Annotated in this window: 5 protein-coding genes; 2 read left to right on the top strand and 3 right to left on the bottom strand. The window is 71.4% G+C overall.

From position 1 onward, the window contains the following. The first annotated feature begins 92 nt into the window (after nt 1-92). A complete protein-coding gene (locus tag FRW57_RS17920; RefSeq protein WP_137122132.1) occupies nt 93-587 on the top strand; it encodes an NUDIX domain-containing protein in 495 nt (164 codons plus the stop codon). A 106-nt stretch (nt 588-693) separates the two neighbouring features. Here FRW57_RS17920 and purL read toward each other — a convergent pair whose 3' ends face one another. From purL to purS, 3 genes are read right to left on the bottom strand one after another with little or no spacing between them, the layout of a single operon-like run. Beyond that, nucleotides 694-2,988, bottom strand: a complete 2,295-nt coding sequence (gene purL / locus FRW57_RS17915; protein ID WP_152186633.1) for a phosphoribosylformylglycinamidine synthase subunit PurL — start codon at nt 2,986-2,988, stop codon at nt 694-696. Continuing rightward, nucleotides 2,985-3,656: a phosphoribosylformylglycinamidine synthase subunit PurQ gene (gene purQ, locus FRW57_RS17910; RefSeq protein ID WP_152186632.1), complete on the bottom strand. Its 672-nt coding sequence runs from the start codon at nt 3,654-3,656 to the stop codon at nt 2,985-2,987. Before purQ ends, purL begins: the two co-directional genes overlap by 4 nt. Continuing rightward, nucleotides 3,653-3,982, bottom strand: a complete 330-nt coding sequence (gene purS, locus FRW57_RS17905) for a phosphoribosylformylglycinamidine synthase subunit PurS (protein ID WP_152186631.1) — start codon at nt 3,980-3,982, stop codon at nt 3,653-3,655. The genes purQ and purS overlap by 4 nt, the downstream gene beginning before the upstream one ends. A 211-nt stretch (nt 3,983-4,193) precedes the next feature. On the opposite strand from purS, the gene FRW57_RS17900 reads away from it, so the two are divergent. Then, nucleotides 4,194-4,411 (top strand): class I SAM-dependent methyltransferase (locus FRW57_RS17900; protein ID WP_203230397.1); only part of this gene is annotated, 218 nt, incomplete at its 3' end.

Raw genomic sequence — 4,411 nt, 5'->3', positions numbered from 1 at the left:
CCTGGACCGTGGCCGAGAGCGCCCCCTCGCCCGCACCGCCTCCGGCGCGGGTCTGGCGCCGCCGCTGACCTGCCGGCCGTAGAGTGCCGGGCATGCTCGAACGATTCCGGGTGGTCCCCGCTGCCTACGTGCTGTTGCTGCGGCCAGAGCCCGACGGCCCGGCGGGCAGCGACGGAGCCACCGGCAGACAGGTCCTGCTCCAACTGCGTCAGGGCACGGGCTACCGCGACGGGCACTGGGCCGCAGCCGCGGCCGGGCACGTCGAACGGGGCGAGTCGGTCTTCGAGGCGGCCGTCCGCGAGGCCCGCGAGGAGCTCGGGATCGAGCTGCGCACGGACGGCCTGGTGCCGCTCACGGCGATGCATCGGACCGCCGGCGACGGGGACCCGGTCAACGAGCGGGTCGACTACTTCCTCACGGCGAGCGACTGGTCGGGCGTACCCGCCATCCAGGAGCCCGACAAGTGCGCCGACCTCGAGTGGTTCAGCCTCGACGCGCTGCCCGACCCGGTCGTCCCGCACGAAGCCGTGGTCCTCGACCTGCTCCGGCGCGGTGCCGTGCCCGCCATACTCGCCCACGGCTTCTGACCGACCGGGCCGCGAGCTCGACTCGCCCGTCCTTTGCTCAGCTCAGGCCGGTTTCGCGAGGGCGATGAGCGGTCTGGACTGAGCACGGGCCGGCCGGGCGGCTGCGTCAGTGCGCGAAGGCCGCGGGCAGGGTGCCGGTGTGCGCGTGCCGGAGCTCCTCGAGGGTGACGCTGAACCGGCCCTGCAGCTCGATCCCGTCGAGCTCGTCGTCGACCACGCCGATGCGTGCGTGCGCGAAGCCGCGCGCAGAACACATGTCGGTGAAGCGCACCTCCTCCGAGCGTGGCACCGCCACGACCGCGCGGGCCGCGGACTCGCTGAACAACGCGGTGAACACGTCGATCTCGTCACGTTCGCAGACCTCGTCCAGCCAGACGCGGGCGCCGGCGCCATAGCGCATCGTGCCCTCGGCGAGCGCGATCGCCAGACCGCCGTCGGACAGGTCGTGCGCCGCGTCGATCAGTCCGTCCCGGGAGGCGTTGACCAGGATCTCTCCCAGCTCGCGCTCGAGTCCCAGCTCGACCGCCGGCGGCAGCCCGCCGAGGTGCCCGTGCACCACGTCGGCCCAGGTCGAGCCCCCGAACTCCGAGGCTGTGCGCCCGAGCAGGTAGAGCATCTGCCCGGGGGCCTTCCACCCCGACGGAGTGCGCCGCGCGACGTCGTCCATCACGCCGAGCACCGCGACGACGGGGGTCGGGTGGATCGCGGTCTCGCCGGTCTGGTTGTAGAAGGAGACGTTGCCGCCGGTGACCGGGATGCCCAGGGCCAGGCAGCCGTCATACAAGCCGCGCACGGCCTCGCTGAACTCCCACATCACCCCCGGGTCCTCCGGTGAGCCGAAGTTGAGGCAGTCGGACACCGCGAGCGGAATCGCCCCCGCCGTCGCCACGTTGCGGTAGGACTCGGCGAGTGCCAGCTGCGCCCCGGCATACGGGTCGAGCTTGGCGAAGCGGCTGTTGCAGTCGGTCGAGAGAGCGACCCCGAGGCCGGTCTCCTCGTCCACCCGCACGACGCCGGCGTCGTCGGGCATCGCGAGCGCGGTGTTGCCCCGGACGTAGCGGTCGTACTGGTCGGTGACCCACGACTTGTCGCACAGGTTGGGCGAGGCCAGCAGCTGGAGCAGCGTCGCCTTGAGGTCTTCCGGCGTGGACGGCCTGGCCAGCCGCGCGCCGTCGTCAGCCTGCAGACCATCGAGGTATGCCGGCCGCTCCAGCGGGCGCTCGTAGACCGGGCCGTCGTGGGCCACCGAACGGGGAGGGACGTCGACGATGAGCTCGTCGCCCCAGTGGATCTGCAGGTTGGTGCCGTCGGTCACCTCGCCCACCACCGTGGCCTCGACGTCCCAGCGGTCCGCGATCGCCATGAACTCGTCGAGCTTGTCGGGAGTGACGACCGCCATCATCCGCTCCTGCGACTCGCTCATGAGCACCTCCTCCGGACGCAGCGTCGCGTCGCGCAGCGGCACCCGGTCGAGCCACACCCGCATGCCACCGTCACCCGCAGAGGCGAGTTCGCTGGTGGCACAGGAGAGCCCGGCGCCACCGAGGTCCTGGATGCCTTCCACGACCTCCGCGGCGTAGAGGTCGAGGCAGCACTCGATGAGGACCTTCTCGGCGAACGGGTCGCCGACCTGCACCGCGGGGCGCTTGCCGACACCCTCGTCGTCGAAGGTCTCGGACGCGAGCACCGAGACACCGCCGATCCCGTCGCCCCCCGTCTTGGCGCCGAAGAGCACCACGAGGTTGCCGGTGCCCGTGGCCTTGGCCAGGTGCAGGTCCTCGTGCCGCAGCGCACCGACGCAGAGGGCGTTGACGAGGGGGTTCCCCTGGTAACAGGGGTCGAAGACGACCTCGCCCCCGATGTTCGGCAGGCCCAGGCAGTTGCCGTAGCCGCCGACCCCGGCGACGATGCCGGGCAGCACGCGCTGGGTGTCGGGATGGTCGATCGCCCCGAACCGCAACGGGTCCATCACCGCGATCGGGCGGGCACCCATCGCCATGATGTCGCGCACGATCCCGCCGACGCCGGTCGCGGCGCCCTGGTAGGGCTCGACGTAGGAGGGGTGGTTGTGGCTCTCGACCTTGAAGGTCACCGCCCAGCCCTGCCCGATGTCGATGACCCCTGCGTTCTCGCCGATGCCGGCCAGCTGCTTGCCCAGCGGTGTCTCGGCCGGCAGGTCGCCGAACCGGCGCAGGTGCACCTTGGAGGACTTGTAGGAGCAGTGCTCCGACCACATGACGGAGTACATCGCGAGCTCAGCGCTCGTGGGCCGGCGACCAAGGATCTCGCGGATCCGGGCGTACTCGTCCTCCCCCAGCCCCAGCTCGGCCCAGGGTTGCGGTGTGTCGGAGGAGGCAGCGGCGCGCTCGACGGTGTCGAGCTGCGAGGTCGAGGCGCTCACGCCCTGACCACCTGAGCCAGGACCGAGGTGAAGAAGCCGAGCCCGTCGACCGAGGGACCGTAGCCCTCCTCCACGGCGTGCTCGGGGTGCGGCATCAGACCGACCACGTTGCCCCGTTCGTTGGTGATCCCGGCGATGTCGCGGTAGGAGCCGTTGGGGTTCTGCCCCACGTAGCGGAACGCCACCCGCCCCTCGGCCTCGAGCGCATCGAGGGTGCGCTCGTCGGCGACGTAGCTGCCCTCGCCGTTCTTCAGCACGACGGTGATCTCCTGTCCCTGCTCGTAGTCGGACGTCCACGCGGTCGCGGCGTTCTCGACCCGCAGCACCTGGTCACGGCAGACGAACTTGCGGTGGTCGTTGCGGATCAGCGCGCCCGGCAGCAGGTGCGACTCGCAGAGGACCTGGAAGCCGTTGCAGATGCCGAGCACCGGCAGCCCGCCCTGGGCCGCGGGCACGAGCGCGCCCATCACGGGGGCGAACCGCGCGATCGCTCCACAGCGCAGGTAGTCGCCGTAGGAGAAGCCGCCCGGCAGGATCACGGCATCGACTCCCCGCAGGTCCTCGTCGCCGTGCCAGAGCGGCACCGCCTCGGCACCGACGAGGCGCACCGCGCGCAACGCGTCCTGGTCGTCGAGCGACCCGGGGAAGGTGACGACCCCGATCCTCATCGCGCCGACTCCGCCGCTGCCGCGTCCTGCTCCGCCCGGACAGCCTCCACGTCCTGCTCCGCCCGGACAGCCTCCACGTCCTGCTCCGCCCGGACAGACACGACGTCCTCGATCACCGGGTTGGACAGCAACGTCTCGGCGGCCCGACGCGCAGCGGCCAGCACCTCGTCGGTCACCTCGCCGTCGACGGTCAGGACGAAGCGCTTGCCCTGCCGCACGTCGATGAACTGGTCGATTCCCAGCCTCGGGAGGGCGCCGGCGACGGCCTGCCCCTGCGGGTCGAGAATCTCGGGCTTGAGCATCACGTCGACGACGACGTTTCCCATGCGAGGTGCTCCTCGTGAGTGCGGCCACGCGCGAAAGCCCGGCCGAGGGGTATGGCGGTCACCCAAGGATATCCGCCCGGTCGCCCGGGCGTGGTCTCGCCCATCCTCGTCCGACCGCCGCCCTGGTGGTGGAGCGCGACCCGGTTCGCTCATTCGGTGTCACGCGAATCGCCGCCGGCCCTAACCTGAGGACCGGAAGGAGGAAACCTTGATGAGCCTCGCCTACCGTCTTCTCTACCGCGTCGGTTTCATGCCTTGGGACGCCAAGGACCCCGCGAGCCTGCACCAGATGTCTGCGCTGTTGGACCGGGAAGAGCAGGGCAGACCGGCGCCGTTCGGCCGCGCCCTCGACGTCGGCTGCGGGACCGGCGGCCCGTCGGTCGAGCTCGCCCGCCGTGGCTGGCAGGTGACCGGCGTCGACGCGGTGCC

It is taken from the genome of Segeticoccus rhizosphaerae, from assembly GCF_009192725.1.
GTDB lineage: Bacteria > Actinomycetota > Actinomycetes > Actinomycetales > Dermatophilaceae > Segeticoccus > Segeticoccus rhizosphaerae.
This window is presented reverse-complemented; position numbering and strand designations above follow the sequence as displayed.